This window comes from Dongshaea marina (genome assembly GCF_003072645.1).
GTDB lineage: Bacteria > Pseudomonadota > Gammaproteobacteria > Enterobacterales > Aeromonadaceae > Dongshaea > Dongshaea marina.
Map to the genome: position 1 here is coordinate 156,889 of NZ_CP028897.1, position 18,654 is coordinate 175,542.

At 53.6% G+C, this 18,654-nt stretch carries 17 protein-coding genes; 1 reads left to right on the forward strand and 16 read right to left on the reverse strand.

Translation table 11 applies throughout. The features are described from left to right. Positions 1-23: 23 nt before the first annotated feature. The 7 genes from arnF to arnB are packed head-to-tail and all read right to left on the reverse strand — an operon-like array spanning position 24 to position 7,378. A complete protein-coding gene (gene arnF, locus DB847_RS00795) occupies positions 24-410 on the reverse strand; it encodes a 4-amino-4-deoxy-L-arabinose-phosphoundecaprenol flippase subunit ArnF (RefSeq protein WP_108649002.1) in 387 nt (128 codons plus the stop codon). Beyond that, complete coding sequence (locus tag DB847_RS00800) at positions 407-721, reverse strand: EamA family transporter (protein ID WP_108649003.1); 315 nt, start codon at positions 719-721, stop codon at positions 407-409. The genes arnF and DB847_RS00800 overlap by 4 nt, the downstream gene beginning before the upstream one ends. Further along, positions 718-2,361: a lipid IV(A) 4-amino-4-deoxy-L-arabinosyltransferase gene (arnT, locus tag DB847_RS00805; protein WP_108649004.1), complete on the reverse strand. Its 1,644-nt coding sequence runs from the start codon at positions 2,359-2,361 to the stop codon at positions 718-720. Before arnT ends, DB847_RS00800 begins: the two co-directional genes overlap by 4 nt. Next, positions 2,348-3,259, reverse strand: a complete 912-nt coding sequence (gene arnD, locus DB847_RS00810) for a 4-deoxy-4-formamido-L-arabinose-phosphoundecaprenol deformylase (RefSeq protein ID WP_108649005.1) — start codon at positions 3,257-3,259, stop codon at positions 2,348-2,350. The genes arnT and arnD overlap by 14 nt, the downstream gene beginning before the upstream one ends. Beyond that, entirely contained in the window at positions 3,259-5,241 is a 1,983-nt protein-coding gene (gene arnA / locus DB847_RS00815; RefSeq protein WP_108649006.1) for a bifunctional UDP-4-amino-4-deoxy-L-arabinose formyltransferase/UDP-glucuronic acid oxidase ArnA, read from the reverse strand. Before arnA ends, arnD begins: the two co-directional genes overlap by 1 nt. Continuing rightward, the gene (gene arnC / locus DB847_RS00820; protein WP_108649007.1) at positions 5,238-6,230 is read right to left on the reverse strand and encodes an undecaprenyl-phosphate 4-deoxy-4-formamido-L-arabinose transferase; all 993 of its coding nucleotides are present in this window, start codon (positions 6,228-6,230) and stop codon (positions 5,238-5,240) included. The genes arnA and arnC overlap by 4 nt, the downstream gene beginning before the upstream one ends. 5 nt (positions 6,231-6,235) lie before the next feature. Next, positions 6,236-7,378, reverse strand: a complete 1,143-nt coding sequence (gene arnB / locus DB847_RS00825) for a UDP-4-amino-4-deoxy-L-arabinose aminotransferase (protein ID WP_108649008.1) — start codon at positions 7,376-7,378, stop codon at positions 6,236-6,238. A 227-nt stretch (positions 7,379-7,605) separates the two neighbouring features. Between arnB and DB847_RS00830 the strand changes: the two genes are divergently transcribed. After that, complete coding sequence (locus DB847_RS00830; protein WP_108649009.1) at positions 7,606-8,949, forward strand: UDP-glucose dehydrogenase family protein; 1,344 nt, start codon at positions 7,606-7,608, stop codon at positions 8,947-8,949. A 50-nt stretch (positions 8,950-8,999) separates the two neighbouring features. Here the strand turns inward: DB847_RS00830 and DB847_RS00835 are convergent, their stop codons facing one another. The 9 genes from DB847_RS00835 to rmuC all read right to left on the reverse strand — a co-directional run bounded on the left by DB847_RS00835 (position 9,000) and on the right by rmuC (position 18,501). After that, positions 9,000-9,431: a universal stress protein gene (locus tag DB847_RS00835; RefSeq protein ID WP_108649010.1), complete on the reverse strand. Its 432-nt coding sequence runs from the start codon at positions 9,429-9,431 to the stop codon at positions 9,000-9,002. A gap of 653 nt (positions 9,432-10,084) precedes the next feature. Beyond that, positions 10,085-10,774: a tRNA (guanosine(18)-2'-O)-methyltransferase TrmH gene (gene trmH / locus DB847_RS00840; protein ID WP_108649011.1), complete on the reverse strand. Its 690-nt coding sequence runs from the start codon at positions 10,772-10,774 to the stop codon at positions 10,085-10,087. Positions 10,775-10,803: 29 nt separating this feature from the next. Then, entirely contained in the window at positions 10,804-12,939 is a 2,136-nt protein-coding gene (spoT, locus tag DB847_RS00845) for a bifunctional GTP diphosphokinase/guanosine-3',5'-bis pyrophosphate 3'-pyrophosphohydrolase (protein WP_108649012.1), read from the reverse strand. Between the two features lie 121 nt (positions 12,940-13,060). Beyond that, a complete protein-coding gene (rpoZ, locus tag DB847_RS00850; RefSeq protein WP_108649013.1) occupies positions 13,061-13,336 on the reverse strand; it encodes a DNA-directed RNA polymerase subunit omega in 276 nt (91 codons plus the stop codon). A 51-nt stretch (positions 13,337-13,387) separates the two neighbouring features. Then, positions 13,388-14,017: a guanylate kinase gene (gene gmk, locus DB847_RS00855; protein ID WP_108649014.1), complete on the reverse strand. Its 630-nt coding sequence runs from the start codon at positions 14,015-14,017 to the stop codon at positions 13,388-13,390. Between the two features lie 102 nt (positions 14,018-14,119). Then, positions 14,120-14,737 carry a trimeric intracellular cation channel family protein gene (locus DB847_RS00860; RefSeq protein ID WP_108649015.1) on the reverse strand — a complete coding sequence of 206 codons (618 nt, stop codon included), beginning with the start codon at positions 14,735-14,737 and terminating at the stop codon, positions 14,120-14,122. A gap of 276 nt (positions 14,738-15,013) precedes the next feature. Further along, complete coding sequence (locus DB847_RS00865) at positions 15,014-15,778, reverse strand: substrate-binding periplasmic protein (RefSeq protein WP_159084310.1); 765 nt, start codon at positions 15,776-15,778, stop codon at positions 15,014-15,016. A 54-nt stretch (positions 15,779-15,832) separates the two neighbouring features. Continuing rightward, a complete protein-coding gene (locus tag DB847_RS00870; protein WP_108649017.1) occupies positions 15,833-16,786 on the reverse strand; it encodes an ABC transporter substrate-binding protein in 954 nt (317 codons plus the stop codon). 101 nt (positions 16,787-16,887) lie between these two features. Beyond that, entirely contained in the window at positions 16,888-18,501 is a 1,614-nt protein-coding gene (gene rmuC / locus DB847_RS00875; protein WP_199911678.1) for a DNA recombination protein RmuC, read from the reverse strand. Positions 18,502-18,654 lie beyond the last annotated feature (153 nt).

An 18,654-nucleotide genomic window follows, 5' to 3' on the forward strand; every position in this document is an offset into this window, starting at 1 on the left:
CAATATGCATCACCAGCCGGACCTTATCCTCCGGCTTTTTTCGCGGGCTTGTAGGTGATGAGGGTGACTCCCAATAGAATTAAGCAGCTGCCGAACACGGCCGCAATAGAGAAGGGTTCATCAAACAATAGTGAAGCAAAGAGGGTCACCAGGATATAGCTGATGCTCAGGCAGGGATAAGCCAGGGAAAGAGGCAGGCGGACCAGGGCCAGCATCCAGCAACCAAGGGAGAGGGCATAGCAGCCCAGCCCGATACACACCAGCAAAATAGCCTGCCAGTGAGCCTTAAGCTCAGAGATGGCGAGTAGCTGTGATGACAGGGGCGGGAGCTCAGTCATTCCCTGTTTCATGATGAGCTGAGCTATGGTGACCAGAATCACGCTAGCCGCAATGGCCAACCAGGATCTCATAGATGTCCTCCAAGAATGACGACGCCTGCCACCACCAAAATGACCCCCAGCCACTGACGAAAGCTGACCGTTTCTTTAAAGATCCAGTGCGAGGCCAGCATCACCAGCACATAGTTAAGGCTGAGCATGGGATAAGCGATGCCAACGGGTAACTTTTGCAGGACTGCGAGCCAACACAGAGCCCCCAACCCCAGGCAGCCAATGGCACCGATGAGCGAGAGCCAGCGGTTCTGTCCGCTGGCTGCCATTTTTTGCAGCAGCTGACCCGAGCAGGTCAGCAGCAGAGTCAGGCCCAGGAGCAGTGGGATCATGGCATCTTCTGATACAGGTAGAGGTAGAAATTCCCCTCATGAAACTTCAGAGTCGGAGTGGGTAGCTCTTTGAACATCCCATCGTCCGGCTTGGCGTTCAGAGCCAGCACTACTTGCTGTGTCTGGCGCTTTTCAGCCAGCTGCTCGCGGAACTGGGCGTAGGTAAAATAGCGTTGCTGCTTGCTGCGCTTTATACCGTACTGAAGCTCACCATAGCTGTTGAGAAGATCGATATCACTGCGGTGGAGCTGCCATCCTATATCGCCAACCAGGGCTACTGAGTTGGTGAGCACCCAGGCATTGGGCTGGATCTCATCCAGGTGCTTGGTATAGAACACTTGCGGTAGTTTGTTGTTGACCACCTTCATCGGGATCGCCGATGGGATCAGCAAAAATAGGCCGATCGGTGCAGCCGCCAGGTACAGGGGCAGACGCTTGGCGTGCCTGAGTCCCAGTAATGGCAACACGCCCCACCAGCCAAACAGGACCAGGCCAAACCAGAAGCGCTCCATCTCACCGCTTTGGTAGAGAGGCTTACCCACCAGTCCGAGCTGCATCAGGGTCAACACCAGGGCCAAAATCAGGCCCAGAGCGCCATTGACCCAGGCGGAGGTCTTGAGGATCCGGGCATGCTCCCTGGCTAGCTCACTCAGGCCGCAACCCACCAGGATCGCCAGTGGCATAAATAGTGGCAGTATGTAGGTCAGCAGCTTTCCCTTAGCAATCGATAACAGGATAAAGGGCAGCAGGAAACAGCAGACCTGATAGAGAAAGAAGTGACGCTGACTCTGATCTTTGAGGCTATGGACAATAGCCCTTGGAGCCAGAAACAGCCAGGGGAGCAGGGCAGGCAGTAGCAGGGGGATATAGTACCACCAGGGGCTCATGTGCTGGGCATCCTCAGCGGCAAAGCGGCGGATATTCTCGTTCCAGAAAAAGAAGTTCCAGTAGTCGGGAGCCTTGAGTGCCACGGCTATTGCCCAGGGCAGCGAGATGATGATGGCTGCGATCAGGGCGACCCAGCCATAGGTCAGCACCTGGGGAAGCTTTCGGATCAGCAGCATGAAGGGGATGATGGCGATTACCAGCATTGCCAGGGCCACGAATCCCTTGGTGAGAAATGCCCCTCCGGCCAGTACCCCAAACAAGAGGTATCTCAGCAATAACTGACGACGGGTTTCGGCCTGCATCGCGTAGTAGAAGCTGGCGAAGGAGGCGCCCATCCACAGGGTGAGCATGCTATCCAGGGTATTGTAGGTACCTATCCCAAACACCAGCGGGCTGGTCAGGTAGACTAACGCCGAATAAAACGCTTTGCGCTCATCTTTGAGGATCTTGAGCACCAGGTAGTAAAGGATCAGTGCGGTCAGACCGATGCTAAGTACAGGCGCCAGACGGGCGGCAAAATTGTTATAGCCAAACAGCATCTGGCAGATGTTATTCATCCAGTAGCCGAGGATCGGCTTTTCAAAATAGTGCATCCCCATAAAGTGCGGTACGATCCAGCTACCACCGGCAACCATCTCCCGGCTGATCTCGGCGTAACGGGTTTCATCCGGCATCCATAAAGGGTGCATCCCCAGAGGTATCAGGTACAGCAGGATAAAACCCAGGGGAAGAATCCACTTAATCTGACGCATACAAACTCTCTTTTGCTAAATTCTGACTGCCAACCCAGCCCTCCCTGCCCTCTAACGGAGCACGGATCACATCGGTTGTGATCTGAGGTGGTACCTCATTGAGAAGCTCTCCCAGAGAGACGGGCTGCAGCTCAAGCTCTTTGAAACGTATCAAGAGCTGCTCAAACTGCTCCGCCATCACCATGCCTTCAACTTCGGCATGGATGGTATAGATGGAGTAACTCTCCCGGCAGATGGCATTGCAGATAAAATCATTGAAGCTCTCGACAGTGCAGTGGGTGCCGACCACCTCATCAAAGGTCGGAGCGGTTACCGGAAGCTGCGGGATCCCCGCTTGCCCATCTCTCAGACGGGGAAAGAAGGGAGCGTAGCCCCGGCAATCACTGTTGTATTCGAATCCCAGGCTCTGCTTGAGCTCAATGACCCGCTGATCGGCGCGCCAGCCGGGGGCCGCACTACAGCGAATCGCTTCACCCAGGATGTCACTCAGGCAGTCGTAACCAAGCCGCAGCTGTTTGAGCATGGTCGCATCGCTCCAGCGCTCGGTATTGGCCTGCCAGCCATGATGATCCCAGGCATGCAGGCCGATCTCGTGCCCCTGTTGCCCAGTCGCCCGGATCTCTTCACGACAGCGCTTACCAATCTCCCTGCCGGGCCAGGCGGTCCCGGCCAGCAGTATATCCAGCCCGTACAGGCTGGCGGCGTTGGAGCGCAGCATCTTCATCAGGAATCTGGGCTTGATGAGGCGCCACAGGTGGCGCCCCATGTTGTCCGGTCCTACCGAAAAGAAAAAGCTGGCGGTGACACCATGCTTATCCAGGGTCTCAAGCAATCGGGGCACCCCGACCTGGGTGCCCTTAAGGGTATCTACATCAATGCGTAGCCCGATTTTTCTCATTAAGACTCATCCTGCACAGTGCTCTGCAGGAAGAAGTCGAGAGTTTTCTCTATGGTCTCATTCATATGGATGCCGGGCTGCCAGTCGAGCAGTTTACGGGCATTGTCGATGCTGGGACGACGGTGTGAGACATCCTGATAGCCATCGCCGTAGTAACTACGACTCTCAACTCCCTTGAAGCCGGCAAATGGAGGGAAGCGATCCCGCAACGGGTGAGCCTCGAACTTCTCCAGCAGGGTCTCGGCCAGTTCACGAATACTGGCTTCGTTATCCGGGTTGCCGATGTTGATGATTTGGCCATCACAGTTGTTGGCTGGGTTTTCGATGATCCGGAACAGGGCTTCAATACCATCGTCGATATCGGTAAAGCAACGCTTCTGGGCTCCGCCATCGATCAGCTGGATCGGCGTCCCCTCAACTAGGTTGAGGATCAGCTGAGTGATCGCCCGGGAGCTACCTATCCGTGCTGAGTCCAGGCTATCCAGACGTGGCCCCATCCAGTTAAAGGGACGGAACAGGGTGAAGCGCAGCCCATCCTGCTTGCCATGGGCCCAGATCACCCGATCCAGCAGCTGCTTGGAGACAGAGTAGATCCAGCGTTGCTTGTTGATTGGACCGACGATAAGACGGGAGCTGTCTTCATCGAACTCGTGGTCATCACACATCCCATAGACCTCAGAGGTAGATGGGAAGATGATCCGCTTGTCGTATTTCACGCAGTAGCGAACAATTTTGAGGTTCTCCTCAAAGTCCAGCTCAAAGACCCGCAGTGGATTGCGGGTATATTCAATCGGAGTGGCGATGGCAACCAGCGGCAGGATCACATCACACTTCTTGATGTGATACTCCAGCCACTCGCTGTGGATGCTGATATCCCCCTCCACGAAGTGGAACCTGGGGTGCTTGAGCAGGCGACTAATGGCGCTGGCACTGATATCCATCCCGTAAACTTCGTAGTGATCCTCTTCAAGCAGGCGTTCGGTCAGGTGGTTGCCGATAAAGCCATTGACCCCGAGGATCAGTACCTTGGTGCGTTTTTTGGCGGCCAGCAGTGAGCTTGCCTTTGGCCCGAGACGCATCCCCTCGGCGAGGCTCATCTCACGAGCCAGCTGGGCGCCGCGCACATACAGGCCCTGCTCTGCCTGCCCTGCCTCAACCTGCAGCACCCCTTCACCACAGGCGATCTGTAGTGGCTCTGTACTGATGATAGTTCCCGGGGCTTCACTGCTTTTCTGGTCAATGATGCTGGCATCCCAGATGGTCAGTTTGCGATCGCCGACAAAACTAAAGGCCCCGGGATAGGGTTGGGTCACGGCGCGGGTCAGGTTGTAGAGCTCGCGGGCACTTTTTTGCCAGTGGAGTTCGCCATCGGCGGCGGTGCGGCGCCCAAAGTAGCTGGCCTGACTATCATCCTGAGGGGTATGAGTCGCACTGCCATCGCGGAGCCTTGGCAATACGGTCTCCAGCAGCATATTCGCCGCCTGATTAATCTTGCCATGCAGGGTCAGGGCGGTATCCCGCTCTGCTATGGTGACACTCTGCTGAGCAACTATATCTCCCTGATCCGGGCGGGTGGTCATCTGGTGCAAAGTCACACCGGTTTCCTGCTCACCATGAACCAGTGCCCAGTTGACAGGAGCGCGTCCCCGATATTTAGGGAGCAGAGAACCATGTAGGTTATAGGCGCCCTGTTTGGCACAATCGAGCAGCGCCTGGCTCAGCATATCCCGGTAGTAGAAGGAGAAGATAAAGTCCGGCTCCATCGCCCGAATTCGCTCGATCCACAATGGGTGGTTGATCTCATGGGGAGCAAACACCGGCAGATCGTGTTCGGCGCAGACTTCGGCGACCGAAGCAAAAAAACGCTGTTCATTAGGCGAATCGGTGTGGGTAAAGACGGCTTCGATTTCGAATCCTGCGTTAAGTAACTGGCGGATGCCACTGCACCCTATATCGTGATAGGCAAAAACAACTGCTTTCATGATGATTTCTCGTCTTCTGAGGTGGGGCTGAACGTCTGGCCTTTACGAATGATCTGTTGCACAAAATAGCGGGGGCGGGCCCGGACATCGTTATACATACGACCTATGTATTCGCCGAGGAGTCCCATGCCGATAAATTGCGCACCAACAAAGATAAAAAGAACCGCGAACAGAGTAAAAACACCATCGCCTGCCCACTGCGGGCCATGTAACAGGCGCAGCAGCAGCAATATGATGGCAAACAGGAAACCTAGCCCGGCGATCGCGCTGCCGACTATGCTCAGCAAACGCAGCGGGGTGGTGGTCATGCAGGTCACCAGATCAAACATCAGATTGATGAGGCGCATGAAGTTGTATTTAGACTCGCCATGCTCTCGCTCTGCATGATCCACATCGATTTCTGTGGTGTTGCGGGCAAAGCTGTTGGCGAGGATCGGGATGAAGGTGCTGCGCTCATGGCACTGTAGCATGGCATCTATGATATGCCTGCGATATGCCCTTAACATGCAGCCGTAGTCGCTCATCTGCACCCCGGTGGCACGACGCACCCCACCATTGATGATGGCTGAGGGGAGTCTTCGGAACATTGAGTCCTTACGACGACGGCGCACTGTACCTATGACGTCATAGCCTTCATCGGCTTTGGCGACCAGGCGGGGGATCTCCTCTGGTGGATTTTGTAGGTCTGCATCCAGGGTGATCACCAGATCGCCTTTGGCCTCTTCAAATCCAGCCATGATCGCTGCATGTTGGCCATAGTTACGGTTGAGCAGCAGAGCCACAAAATGGCTCTGTTTGTCATTGGCGACCTGCTGAATCAGCTCAGGTGAGCTGTCCCGGCTGCCATCATCGATGAGGATGATCTCATAATCCCGCTCAAGCTCATCACAGGCGGCTTGAGTGCGGCGCATCAGCTCGGGGAGGCTCTCCTCTTCATTAAATATCGGGATGACCACAGAAACAGAAGCGATAGGTTTTTGGGTGAACACAGTGATCAGTTCTCCATGATTTCGTTAAGAGCGGTGATGACGCGCAGTTGATCTTGCGACGTCATATCCGGGAACAGAGGCAGTGAGCAGATCCGACTCGAGTTCCATTCCGTGTTGGGAAGAGACAGCTCTGGAAAACGCTGTCGATAATAGTGTTGAAGATGCACGGCTCTAAAATGAATGCCTGAGCCGATATTGCGCGCCTTAAGTTCCTCCATCAGCTGATCCCGGGTTAAGCCGCAGGTATCAGAATCGACCCGAACTATCATCAGGTGCCAGGCATGGAGGTGGGGATAATCGGGGAGTTTCAGGGGTTGCAAAGGGGTGTGCCGGAGTGCCTCAAGATAGTGTTCGGCAAGCTGGGTGCGTTTGGCATTGAGCTCTTTGATTCGCTCAAATTGCCCTAAGGCCAGCACGGCATTGAGATCCGGCAGGTTGTATTTAAACCCGGGCATGATCACCTCGGCCTGGGGTTTTCGCCCCTGGGTCTGGCGGTCGAAGGCATCAACCCCCAGCCCATGAAAGCGCAGCATCCTGAGCTTTTCTGCCAGTTCATCATTGTTGGTGACTATGATTCCACCCTCGGCACTGGTCACATTTTTGATCGCATGCAAAGAGAATATTGCGGTGCCGCAGTGGCCGACAGGGGTCCCCATGTATTGGGTGCCGATGGCGTGTGCGGCATCCTCGATGAGTGGCAGCTGATGCTTATGGGCAAGGGCCCTGAGAGGCTCAAGATCGACCGGGGCTCCTGCGTAGTGCACCGGAATGATGGCCCGGGTTTTGGGGGTGATCGCCTGTTCAATCGCCTGAGGTGTGACCATCAGAGTATCTTTGTCGACATCGACAAACACAGGGGTCGCCCCCAGCAGGCAGATAATATTAGCCGTCGAAACCCAGGTTTGCGAGGGGGTGATCACCTCATCTCCGGGGCCTATCCCCAGTGCCAGCAGAGTCAGGTGCATGCCAGCCGTTGCCGATGTGATGGCGATGGCGTGTCGGCACCCCAGATAGTCACAATAGCTCTGTTCAAGAGCGTTAGTTTTTGGACCCGTGGTAATCCAGCCGGACGTCAGGACCTGCTGCACCGCCTCGAGATCGGATTCATTAATCGCCGGACGAGAAAAAGGAAGAAATTCTGAATGCATAGCGTTTACAGCTCCGTTGCTAGCTTGATCAGTAAAAAACAATCGTTCATAGCGTATCCATACGACATGAGGTTTGTTAAATGGTTTCACTATGGATGAAAAAAAAGCAAACGGGAACTTTCTTACCGTAATGCTTTCCAACGGAAAACTTAACACAGATGTTAAGGGCTGCGCTATGATGGCGTTTTGTACAACTTCCTCATCTTATTGTTTGTAGGGATTTCTTTATGAAGTTGACAGTATTTGGAATTGGATATGTTGGCCTGGTCCAGGCCGCGATCCTGGCTCAGGTTGGCCATGAGGTGATCTGTGTCGATGTGGATCAGAGCAAGATCGATAATCTGAAACAGGCACAGATCCCAATCTATGAGCCTGGGCTGGATGAGCTTATCGCCGAGGGGGTTCGTGCCGGGCGTTTACATTTCACCACAGATGCAGAGGAAGGCGTCAGGCATGGTCTGGTGCAATTCATCGCGGTCGGTACCCCTCCGGATGAGGATGGTTCGGCCGATCTTCAATATGTGTTGCAGGTGGCTGAAACCATTGCTCGCTCCAGAACCGAGCCGGTGATCCTGGTGAATAAATCTACGGTTCCTGTGGGTACGGCGCAGAAGGTGAAAGATCTTTGTAGTCAGATCCTGACTGAGCGGGGGGAGAGCTTTAAGCTTGAGGTGGTCTCTAATCCTGAGTTTCTCAAAGAGGGCTCAGCGGTGGAGGATTGCCGTCGTCCGGATCGGATCGTCATAGGTACCGATAGCGATTGGGCCCTGGAGCTGATGCAGGATCTCTATGCGCCCTTTAACCGCAATCATCAACGGATCCTCAGTATGGACTTGCGCAGTGCCGAGCTTACCAAGTATGCGGCCAACAGCATGCTGGCGACCAAGATAAGTTTCATGAATGAGATCGCGAATCTCGCCGAGTGCCTCGGGGCGGATGTAGAGATGGTTCGCCAGGGGATCGGCTCCGATCCCAGGATTGGCTACCACTTCATCTATCCCGGATGCGGCTATGGTGGCTCCTGTTTCCCTAAGGATGTGAAGGCGCTGATCCGCACAGCCCAGGAAGCGGATTATCACAGCGAGCTGCTGCATGCGGTGGAGAAGGTCAATGGGCGGCAGAAACAGAAACTGTTTGGGCAGATTAATGATCACTTCTGTGGCGATCTACAAGGGAAAACCATCGCCCTATGGGGGCTCTCCTTTAAGCCCAATACCGATGATATGCGTGAGGCTCCTTCCCGGGAGTTGATGGAGTCGCTGTGGAAGGCGGGAGCCAGGGTTCAGGCCTTTGATCCCCAGGCGATGAAAGAGGCTCAGCGCCTCTATGGCCATGATGAGCGGCTGATGTTGATGGGAACCCAGGAGGCAGCCCTGCGAGGCGCTGATGCCCTGGTGATCTGTACCGACTGGCAGAGCTTCAAGGTGCCTGATTTTGAGTTGATCCTCAGGCAGCTCAATCATCCGGTGATCTTTGATGGGCGCAATCTCTATGAGCCCTCCCGGATGCAGCAACTTGGTTTTGAGTATTACGGAGTTGGGCGTGGTATTCGGACCCGGAGAGGGAACTAAGCAGGCCTGCTGCTTAGTTCACGTTTGGCTAAGTCAGGCGTCTGACTTGGCTAATCGACGATCGGTACCACCAGCATGTCACAAGGGGCATGCTGCATCAGTTTGCGAGCCGAAGAGGCGATGGCACTGTACAGAGTATGGTGATGGCCACACACCAACAGATCAATTTCGTAATCCCCTATAGCCTGGCAGATCTCGTCGGTCAGGTTGCCGGAGACCACCAGCTGCTGATCACAGGGATAATTGATTTCGGCGAGTAGCTGATGCATCTGGGTGGCCCTTTCGTCCAGCAGGCGATGTTCGAAGTTATCGACATTCAGATTCACCACCCCGGGAAATCCGGCATACATATTTTCGGGGATCCGGGTCACATGGACCACCGAGAGTTTGGCGCTATTGCTCCTGGCAATAGTGGCCGCCTTTTCAATGAGAGACTTGCTCTCTTTAGAGAGGTCGGCTGCTACTAAAACATGCTTATACATAAATTCCTCCTTGTCATTATGCTAGCCATGGTGCCTGTTAACGCAGTGTAACATGCCATGACAAGGTCGCTCGAGTCACCCTTTTGCTCAATTCTTGAGCCGGTTTTTTGAGATGGATCGTTATTTTGGGGTCCGCAGGGATCCCTGCGGACAAAGGTTTAATTTTCATCCAAGTTGGGCATGGATAAGCCGTCCTTCGGACGGATATTTATGGCTTTGCCATAAGGCCGGTTTCGCCCGGCAGTCGAGGTACTTTGATATCGCCCAAAGTACCCAAATGCTCGCTACGCGCTGCGAGTCCCTCCGCAGAGCTTCGCGGCTTGGCGATTACCATCCCTGATAAGCCTCCCAGCTCGGTATCCATACCTCGCGTTTCATTGCTTCGGGAGCAATTACACCCTGCCTCGAAAGGTGATAGCCAGTTCCCTGTTGCTTGCAATTAACACTTATATTGACGGGGCGCCAGGGGATTGCAAAGGGGAAAAGCGTATCCCTGCTATACAGGGAGGTATTAATGCTGTGAAGGGTTGGATGCCCGAGTGCTGCCTTTGCCTGCCGCCGGTCAGGACCGGCATGTGCAGCGGAGCTGAAATCAGTTACTTAGGGGAATATAAAGGGGAGAGGCTCTCCCCTTCTAGCTGTACGCAGTACAGTTAGACACTCGCCTTACGCAGTGCATGCCACCAGGCTTCATCGGCGATCACCTGTCCTTCGTCATCCAGCTTGGGATAGGGCAGCCCCTTCTTGCGACACTGCTTGGCAAGGATAGGGTGGCCGCCTTCAAACAGCAACCGGGTCTGCTCTTCTAAGGGGAGCTGGCTGGCCTGCTGATACATGCCGGCATTTTCCCGCTGGCGCTGCGCCTCATAGAGGATCAGCGCGCTGGCCACCGAGACGTTCAGCGACTGCACCATGCCTACCATGGGGATTATGATATCCTGATCGGCCAGTTCAAGGGCGCGCTCGGAGATCCCGTGTTTCTCCTGACCCATCAGGATGGCGGTGGGACGGGTGTAATCAATCTCCCGAAAATCAACGGCTGTGTCTGAAAGGTTGGTGGCCAGGACCTGCATCTTCTGGCCTTTGAGAATCTCAATCGCCTTATCAATATCCTGGTGGACATGTAGTTGAGTCCAGTTTTGGCTGCCGGTGGCGGTGCTGCCGCTTAAGCGCATCGATTCATCGGGCCAGACCGCGTGGACCTGGTGCACGCCGACTGCGTCACAGGTGCGGACGATTGCAGACAGGTTGTGGGGCTTGTGAACCTCTTCAAGACAGATGGTCAGATCGGGTTGACGCATATCCATCATCTGACGGATCCGGCCAAAACGCTCGGGAGTCATAAGTAATACCTTAAGTTTTCGATTTGAGACTAGTTACGCTGGCGGTAGACGCGCAGAACATCCGAACGGACCCGGATCTTGCGCATGATGTTGGCCAGATGAATTCGTCCCTTGGTAGTCACCAGCAGGTAAACCGTGTAGACGCGTCCATCTTTCTCTTCGGTGCTGATGCTTTGGATGTTGGCTCCGGTGGCAGCGATTGCATTCGCAAGTTCGGCCAGAGCCCCTTGATGATTGATGATTTCGATACAGATCTCGGTGCGGAACTCGTGATCGAAGTCCTGCTCGCGCTCTTGCTCCTGATCCCACTGCACCGCCAGATATTTATCCGGTTCTTTCTCGTAGCCCTTGATGTTGCGGCAGGACTCGATATGCACCACCAGCCCCTTGCCGGGACTGATATGAGCAACGATGGGGTCACCGGGGATTGGACGACAGCAGTTGGCAAAGCTGACCAGCATCCCTTCGGCGCCACGGATCGGCATCTTCTTACTGGTCAGCGCCTTGATCGACTCACCACTGAGCTCCTCAAAGTCCCCCTGCATCCGCTTGGCGATGACCACACTCATCAGCTTGCCCAGGCCGATGTCAGCCAGAAGGTCATTGAGGGTCTGATGCTTGGTTTCATGGAGGACATGCTGGATCTGCTCTTCTGAGATCTGATCCAGATTCTGGGTTCCCAGGGCATGATTGAGCAGGCGTTTACCCAGCACGATGGACTCTTCCAGGCGCAGGTTCTTGAGGAACTGGCGGATCTTGGTGCGGGCCTTGGAGGTCACCACAAAGTTGAGCCAGGCCGCATTTGGCCTTGCTCCGGGAGAGGTGATGATCTCTATGGTCTGACCCGACTCCAGTGGCTGACTCAGTGGATAGGGCTGACGATCGACCCGGCATCCCACACAGGCATGGCCGATGTCGGTGTGCACCGCATAAGCAAAATCGACCGGGGTCGCACCGGCGGGCAGCTCGAGGATCCGCCCCTTGGGAGTGAAGGCGTAGATCTCGTCCGGAAACAGATCCGTCTTAACGCTTTCGATAAACTCAAAGGAGCTACCGGCACTCTGCTGTAGCTCCAGCAGGCTCTGCATCCAGCGCTGGGCGCGGATCTGCGCCGTGGTTCCCGAGTTATCACTGGGATCCTTATAGGCCCAGTGAGCCGCAACCCCCATGTCGGCCATCTGCTCCATGTGCTCGGTACGGATCTGGATCTCAACTGGCACCCCATGAGGACCGATGAGGGAGGTGTGCAGCGATTGATAGCCGTTGGCCTTGGGAATGGCAATATAGTCTTTGAAGCGTCCCGGACGAGGTTTGTAGAGGGCGTGCATCTGCCCGAGAATTCGGTAGCAGGTGTCTACATCCTTGACGATCACTCGAAACGCGTAGATATCCATCACCTCGTGGAACTGCAGCTCCTTGTGGACCATCTTGTTGTAGATGGAGTAGAAGTGCTTTTCCCGCCCCTGAACTATTACTTCAATGCCTGAGTCTTCCAGGCGACCCACGATCTCGGAGAAAATAGATTCGATGATCTCCTTACGGTTGCCGCGGGCCTTACGCACCGACTCCTTGAGTACCCGGTAACGCATGGGGTAGAGAGCTTCGAAGCCGAGCTCTTCGAGCTCATTTTTGATGGTGTGGATACCGAGGCGGTTGGCGATGGGGGCAAAAATCTCGAGGGTTTCACGGGCTATTCTGCGGCGTTTATCCGGGCGTAGGGCTCCGAGTGTTCGCATGTTGTGGCAGCGGTCGGCAAGCTTGATCAGGATAACCCGGATATCCTCAACCATGGCCATGACCATCTTACGAAAGTTTTCTGCCTGAGCCTCTTTGCGATCACGAAACTTCAGTTTATCCAGTTTGGAAACGCCTTCGACCAGTTCGGCAACGGTTTCATTAAATTGTTCGCTGAGATCCTCGCGGGTGAGGGGAGTATCCTCAATCACATCATGCAGCAGGGCGGCCATCAGGGTCTCGTGATCAAGGCGCATCTCCGCCAGGATCAGAGCCACTGCCAGCGGGTGAGTGATATAGGGCTCTCCACTGGAGCGGGTTTGCCCCTCGTGTGCATCGCGGGCTTGGATATAGGCTTGGCGGATCAGCTCTATCTGCTCATCCGGCAGATAGTTGGAGATCACTTGCTTCAGACTATCAAACAGATACAAATTAAGCTCCGGGACGTTTCGAGGGTCAGGATCGTCAAAGCGATTTAACTTTGATAATAAAAGTTGGGCCCGACAAATGCGAGCCCAACTTCATAAAAATCAGAGGGATAACCCCTAGCTGTTAGTTGCGACCTTCGGCAATCGCGGCAACAACAGCCAGATGAGCAGCTTCCTGCTCCTGTTGTTCCTGGCGCTCCTGAGCATCCATTGTCTCGTTAGTGACCAGGCGACTTTCAATTTCGCGAAGGGCGAGTACTGTTGGCTTATCGTTTTCCTCTTCAACCAACGGCTCTTTGCCCTGAACTGCGAGCTGGCGAGCGCGGCGCGCTGCCACCAGAACCAAGTCAAAGCGATTACCAACTTCTTTTACAGCATCTTCAACCGTAACGCGTGCCATGCAGAACTCCAGTGATTCTTAAAGTGACCAAAAATTATACTGAATAATAGCTTATTTCTCTAGTAGCTGTTGGATCAGAGGCTGATGCTTGATTTGTTGTGGCTTCGAACGAAGACGCTCGGCCTCAACTATGCTACAAAGCTGTTTAAAGGCTGTCTCAAAGTCATCATTGATGATGAGATAGTCATATTCATCATGGTGACTCATCTCTGAGACAGCTTGTGCCATGCGCCCGGCAATCACTTCATCACTATCCTGACCTCGTTGCTTGAGGCGCTTTTCGAGCTCCTGTTTACCCGGGGGCAGCAGGAAGATGCTTCGACACTCAGGAAAAGCTTCGCGGATCTGGCGGGCACCCTGCCAATCGATATCAAGAAAAACATCGATGCCGTTGGCTAAGGCTTCCTCAATGAGTGCGCGTGAGGTTCCGTAATAGTTACCGAACACCTCGGCCCACTCCAGAAAGGCATTGCGTTCAATTAACTCTTTGAAGGCATCAGATTCAACAAAGTGGTAATGCACACCATGCTGTTCACCCGGACGAATGGTGCGGGTGGTATGGGAAACTGACATCTGAACCGATTTTGGAGATGAGTAGTGGTCCAGCAGTTTAGACAATAAGCTGGACTTCCCGGCACCGCTAGGTGAAGAGATGATATAAAGTGTACCCGTTTGCATCATGATCCAAATAGAGTTAATTCAACAAAAACCCCTTCCATAGGCGGAAGGGGCTAAAGCTTACCAGAACTTGACTGATAAAAAAACCAGCATTATTTGCGGTGTTCAGTGGCCCGGATGCTGGTAGTGGAAGGTGGGCATCGACCACTTAAAGTAGATCGCCATCAGGCGCATCGTGATGCCGACCACCAGGGTCACGATTGCCGCCAGTGACTCTGCAACCCCAAGGTGCAGGAGACCGATGAAGATAAGGGCGACGACAAAGGAGACACTGGCGTAAAGCTCTTTACGAAAGATAAGTGGCACCTGCTGGCACAGCATATCCCGTAACACACCACCAAAGGCTCCGGTGACGACCGCCATGATGGCTGCGATCATCCAGCCATGGCCCATCGCCAGAGCTCTTTCCGCCCCAAAAATGCTGAATACCACCAGGCCGATCGCATCCAGCAGCAGGAACAATCGGGACAGGTAGCGCATCAAGGGAGCAAACAATACCGCGCCCATGGCCGCAGCAACCACGATCAGTGGGTAGCTCAGATGCTCAATCCATAACAGTGGGTAGTGTCCCAGCATGAGATCGCGGATGGTCCCGCCGCCCAGAGCGGTAGCACAGGCGATGATGGCGACACCAAACAGATCCATGCGCTGTCTTCCGGCGGCCAGGGCTCCTGTCATGCCTTCGGCGACTAATCCAACCAGAAAAAGTATATGTAACAGCATAATCAGATACTCTCGGGGCAGTAGTGAAATCAGGGCTGCTCATATTAATAGTTTTGAGTGAAGCAGACGAATGAGAATTCTTTACATTTAGCCATAAGCTTAACTAATCAAAAATATATCTATCACAGAGCGAGTTGAGCCGAATAATTGGTGGCTTATACCCGTATCCATAGGAGATATCGTGGTTTGCTAGCAAATTAATTTTGAAGTGCTCATCAGAGGTTTATGCGTTGTATCTATAGATTAGAATTGCTAATGATTATAGGCGTTCATGAATCAGTGGGAGCTATTTTGGTATTTCCGGATGATTTTGTTAAAAGTATCATTGCTTCTGGCTTGCTGCAGCGCCTGGTTGAACCTCTTAAGAAAAGCTTTATTCCCAGGCTTCTTAGCGAGCCCCAGATAGTTTGGATCCTCTTTGAAGGGCTGAGGGAGGACGGTAAATTTATCCTGATACTGTTCCAGGTAAGAGTCTCTTTGCAGGACCCGGTCCAGAGCCTCTCGTCCCGGACCTCCCATCAGTACCGCATCAATACGTCCCCGAATCAGCATCTTCAGTCGCTGGGAGGGGCTGGAGAGCTCGATGATCTTGAAAAGTCCGGAGTGAGTTGCCTCCTCGAATTCATCTCCATAGGATGCTCCACGAACAATGCCCAGGGTTTTTCCCTTCAGGTCGTTTACGTTGCCAAATGAGAAGGTGCGATCGGAGCGGGTCACCAGCACCAGGGTCTCGTAATACATCACATCCGAGTAATCAAAGACCTCCAGTCGTTCAGTGGTTTTGGACAGGCCGATGATAGCGCCCTCACCATTGGCTGCTTGATGGTAAGCGCGCTTCCATGGGTAGAGCACAATATGGAAGGTGCATCTGAGGGGCTTTTCCAGCTGGTACATCATCTCCACCAGGATCCCTTTTGGATGTCCTGAGTGATCATTGTAGTTTTTGGGTGGTTTACTGTTGTTCCCGAATACCACCATCTCACAGGAGAAGCTGGTTGTGCTGAAGAGGATTACAAAGAGAATAAGAGAGTGAGTCTTCATCCCGCTAACCTTGTACTTCATCTGCTTGAGAACTGAGAGTCTCTGTATTGATGGCTAATCTGTTTGAGTTGGCTTACAGCTTGTATCCAACCAGTCCTGCCAAGTGCTTTGATTTTGCTCGAGCCAGCGTTGTGCCGCTTTTTGTTCACTGAGCCCTTCGCGAACCACCCAATGACTGAGCTGTGAGATCTGGCTGTTGTTAAAGGTAATTTGTTTGATGAGTTCAACCGCGCAGGGGGAGCGTTCAATGAGTTTTTGATTAGCAACTTTTTTGAGCCAGGCATCCTTGGGGTTACCGCAATCGAAGCGCACCAGTTGGTTGACTCCCCACTTGGGATTTACTTCGCATTCACTATTCCACTCGGGAAATTCGACAAATTTTCCCTCGTATTTGTTTTCAACCCAGTTCGGGGTCCAGTTAAACAGAACGATCGGTTTTTTTTGAGAAATGGCAGTTTCCAGCTCACTCCACAACACATCTTCGGTGACCCGCTCAACTCTGAAGTTCATCTGCAGGGCTCGGATCCGGGCAGCATCTGGTTTTTCCCATGGGCCACCCAGATAGCGGCCAAAGGGCGAGGTATCCGGGTGAATAAACAGCTTCCAGCAGCGGGCGAGGGCTTGCCAGTCGGGAAGCCCCGGGCATTGCTCCTCAAGATAGAGGGGGTACCACCAATCTTCACGGGTTTTTGCCGGATGATCTCCGAGATCGACAGCCAGTCCGGCATCCTTTAGGACCTGGAATTTAGCGGCCATGGTGCCTTCCCAGACCTCCATCTGAACATCTGCCCGATCGAACTTGATCTGTCCCCATTGGTGGTTGGTCGAGGAGTGGATAAACAGAACCTGCTGTCCCTGCTTTTCCAGGAGCTCGGCTGTGATATAGCTCATCACCAGCTGACTGGCCCAGTCATTGAGAATGATCCGTACTGGTTGCTGCGCCTTTGCGTGAAGGCAAGTGCTCAGGGTTAGGCTAAAAAGAATCAGCACAGATAGCAGGGGGCGCATAAGTTTATCTCTACTCCGGCTTGTGACTTAGAGTATAGATAATGAAGCGCCAGGGATAGGGTACCGGCTCGATTGGATGGCGAGCCGGTTTGATTAAATGGTTATTTGCTCGCAGTGGCAGCTAAGGTTTCGGGCTCGGCGGCCGGGGACTTGGTTTCGGGAAGCACCATCTCCAGGCGTTGGTGTTCGAAGTCGGTGTGACGAGGCTCCAGCTCAGGCAGGGACTTAGTCACTTTGGCCGAGATCTTACTAAAGCGCTCAACTTTTCCGTGCAGCCCCTGACGACCAACCAGGGCTACAACCGCTTTATTGTAGTGGTTGCTGGCACTCCCCAGGGTGTTACCCAGTTTCTGTAGGTGCTCGGCCAGGGTACAAACCTGGTTGTAGATATCACCGGCCTTATCGCTGATCTCGCGAGCTTCGGTATTACTCTGCTCCAACATCCACAGGTTAGCTATGGTCCGCAAAATAGGCATCAGGGTGGTATGGGAGACCAGAATCACATTCTTTTGATAGCCGTAGTTAAACAGCTCCTTATTGTGCTTCATCGCCTCGATATAGGCAGGCTCGATCGGCATAAACATCAGTACGAAGCTGGGGCTGCGAATGCCGATGAGATTGCTGTAGTCTTTGGCCGACAATGAGTCGATGTGGTTACGCACCGCCTTGACATGAGCCTCCAGTGCCTGGTGTTGCTCCGCTTCATTGGCTGCGGCGATCGCCTTGTCATAATCGATGAGGGAGACCTTGCTATCCAGGATAATCTGTTTGTCATCGGGAAGTTTTACCACAAAGTCCGGGTAGTTTTTCTTGCCCTTACTATCGTTAAACAGCTCCTGTGCCTCATAATGAACGCCGCGCTCAAGCCCTGCCAGCTGCAGGGTCCGCTCAAGCTGGACCTCTCCCCAGTTGCCCGCGGTTTTCTTCTCGCCCTTTAGAGCCCGGGTTAGATTGTTTGCCTCACTGCTCATCTGGTTGCCGATATCCAGCACCCGCTTGAGCTCTGATTCCAGGTTGGCGTGCCCCTTGAGCGACTCAGAGTGAACCTCATTGACCCGGCTCTGGAAGCCTTCGATCTGTTGCTTGAGGGGCTTGAGCAGGGCTTCGATGGAGGTTTGATTGGTCTGGGCAAAGCTCTTGCCTTTTTCTTCGAGGATCTGGTTGGCCAGGGCCTGAAACTCGACCTTGAGCTGTTGCTGAGCATTCGCAAAACTACTTTTTTGCTCCTCCAGGCTTTGCTGCTTCGCATCAAGCTCACTGGTGAGTGAAGAGAGTTTTTTACTGAGCTCCAGATATTGCTGGTTAAGTTCGCTGTATTCGCGCTCTTTCTTGGCGAGCACATCCTGTTGCAGGCGAGCCTCTTTGCCCATCCACTCCTTATGCTCTCCCAGTCGCTGCTCCAGCGCGCGCTCTTTAGCACGGGCCTCTGCAAGCTCCAGTTCGCGGTTTTGATACTCTTTTGTGAGCTCTTCACGAGCCTTGATCTGTTTTGCCAGCTCACTGCTTTGCTCTTGCTGCCTGGTGGCCTGGTGTTCCAACTCGCTTTGCAGCAGGCTGAGCTGCTGGTTATTGTCTCTTAGCTTTCTGGCGTGGCGCCGTGTGCCTGCCCAAAGCAGTATCAGCAGAATCAAACATAGTGCCGATATCAGAATAAATAGCTCTGGGGAGGGGTTATAGTGTGCCAGCAGGTTCATCACAGTTATGCCTCTTTGCAATCGATTATTCCATCTCGTGTCATGGCGTGTGGTGAAGACGCCTTGGCTAATACTACTTCGAAAAAAAGATGTCGCCTAGCTCTGTAGAGTAAGGGGAACGTCATGGCGAATTCATGAAACAGGGGGCTGACTGCTATAAATAAATGTAGGAAT

Excerpts from the sequence above, each read along its gene's own strand:
- arnF (WP_108649002.1), bottom strand. The coding sequence starts at position 410 with ATGAGATCCTGGTTGGCCATTGCGGCTAGCGTGATTCTGGTCACCATA.
- DB847_RS00800 (WP_108649003.1), bottom strand. The coding sequence starts at position 721 with ATGATCCCACTGCTCCTGGGCCTGACTCTGCTGCTGACCTGCTCGGGT.
- arnT (WP_108649004.1), bottom strand. The coding sequence starts at position 2,361 with ATGCGTCAGATTAAGTGGATTCTTCCCCTGGGTTTTATCCTGCTGTAC.
- arnD (WP_108649005.1), bottom strand. The coding sequence starts at position 3,259 with ATGAGAAAAATCGGGCTACGCATTGATGTAGATACCCTTAAGGGCACC.
- arnA (WP_108649006.1), bottom strand. The coding sequence starts at position 5,241 with ATGAAAGCAGTTGTTTTTGCCTATCACGATATAGGGTGCAGTGGCATC.
- arnB (WP_108649008.1), bottom strand. The coding sequence starts at position 7,378 with ATGCATTCAGAATTTCTTCCTTTTTCTCGTCCGGCGATTAATGAATCC.
- DB847_RS00830 (WP_108649009.1), top strand. The coding sequence starts at position 7,606 with ATGAAGTTGACAGTATTTGGAATTGGATATGTTGGCCTGGTCCAGGCC.
- DB847_RS00835 (WP_108649010.1), bottom strand. The coding sequence starts at position 9,431 with ATGTATAAGCATGTTTTAGTAGCAGCCGACCTCTCTAAAGAGAGCAAG.
- trmH (WP_108649011.1), bottom strand. The coding sequence starts at position 10,774 with ATGACTCCCGAGCGTTTTGGCCGGATCCGTCAGATGATGGATATGCGT.
- rpoZ (WP_108649013.1), bottom strand. The coding sequence starts at position 13,336 with ATGGCACGCGTTACGGTTGAAGATGCTGTAAAAGAAGTTGGTAATCGC.
- gmk (WP_108649014.1), bottom strand. The coding sequence starts at position 14,017 with ATGATGCAAACGGGTACACTTTATATCATCTCTTCACCTAGCGGTGCC.
- DB847_RS00860 (WP_108649015.1), bottom strand. The coding sequence starts at position 14,737 with ATGCTGTTACATATACTTTTTCTGGTTGGATTAGTCGCCGAAGGCATG.
- DB847_RS00865 (WP_159084310.1), bottom strand. The coding sequence starts at position 15,778 with ATGAAGACTCACTCTCTTATTCTCTTTGTAATCCTCTTCAGCACAACC.
- DB847_RS00870 (WP_108649017.1), bottom strand. The coding sequence starts at position 16,786 with ATGCGCCCCCTGCTATCTGTGCTGATTCTTTTTAGCCTAACCCTGAGC.